The sequence below is a fragment of the Caldibacillus sp. 210928-DFI.2.18 genome (assembly GCF_020554505.1).
GTDB classification, from domain to species: domain Bacteria; phylum Bacillota; class Bacilli; order Bacillales; family Caldibacillaceae; genus Caldifermentibacillus; species Caldifermentibacillus hisashii.
Genome location: NZ_JAJCHL010000238.1, coordinates 1 through 390, shown reverse-complemented (window position 1 = coordinate 390; position 390 = coordinate 1). Strand labels below are relative to the sequence as shown.

Below are 390 nucleotides of genomic sequence, written 5' to 3'. Positions count from 1 at the left end.
GTAGAACACCACCTTGCCAAGGTGGGGGTCGCGGGTTCGAATCCCGTCTTCCGCTCTAGAATATTGCCGGGGTGGCGGAACTGGCAGACGCACAGGACTTAAAATCCTGCGGTAGGTGACTACCGTACCGGTTCGATTCCGGTCCTCGGCATCATTAAGTGCGCCCGTAGCTCAATTGGATAGAGCGTCTGACTACGGATCAGAAGGTTATGGGTTCGACTCCTATCGGGCGCGTTTTTAAATACGGGAAGTAGCTCAGCTTGGTAGAGCACATGGTTTGGGACCATGGGGTCGCAGGTTCAAATCCTGTCTTCCCGACATGTTAAATAAAAACTTGGGGCCTTAGCTCAGCTGGGAGAGCGCCTGCTTTGCACGCAGGAGGTCAGCGGT

Annotated in this window: 3 tRNA genes; all 3 read left to right on the top strand. The window is 54.6% G+C overall.

The window, feature by feature from the left end:
* Positions 1-65 precede the first annotated feature (65 nt).
* The 3 genes from LIZ98_RS17730 to LIZ98_RS17720 all read left to right on the top strand — a co-directional run bounded on the left by LIZ98_RS17730 (position 66) and on the right by LIZ98_RS17720 (position 318).
* Positions 66-151 (top strand) — tRNA-Leu (locus LIZ98_RS17730).
* Between the two features lie 9 nt (positions 152-160).
* Positions 161-234, top strand: a tRNA-Arg gene (locus tag LIZ98_RS17725).
* 10 nt (positions 235-244) lie between these two features.
* A tRNA-Pro gene (locus LIZ98_RS17720) sits at positions 245-318 on the top strand.
* Positions 319-390: the final 72 nt, after the last annotated feature.